Genomic DNA, 247 nt, shown 5'->3' with positions numbered 1-247 from the left:
AGGCAAGTGCAATGAATGTGGCCTGTTCTTCATGGACAGTGACCTAATTGAGGTAGACCATATTAAACCTCTAGCGGGGGAGGGTAAAGATACCCACAAAAACCGCCAAGCATTGCATCGCCACTGTCACGACCGTAAAATCGCAAGAGACCTTGGTATAATCGAGGAACATCAAGCGGAAGTCAGCTCCCATGACAAGGGATAAGTTGGCTAGGAGCCGGATGAGGTGAAAGTCTCATGTCCGGTT

1 protein-coding gene is annotated in these 247 nt (G+C 49.0%); it reads left to right on the top strand.

Annotated elements, in window-relative coordinates; genetic code table 11:
* Positions 1 to 205, top strand: a 205-nt coding sequence (locus LKK83_RS00690; RefSeq protein WP_324628804.1) for an HNH endonuclease, incomplete at its 5' end; no start/stop codon positions are given.
* Between the last annotated feature and the right edge of the window lie 42 nt (positions 206 to 247).

It is taken from the genome of Phormidium sp. CCY1219 (assembly GCF_035615515.1).
Taxonomy (GTDB): Bacteria; Cyanobacteriota; Cyanobacteriia; order Cyanobacteriales; family Laspinemataceae; genus CCY1219.
This window is presented reverse-complemented; position numbering and strand designations above follow the sequence as displayed.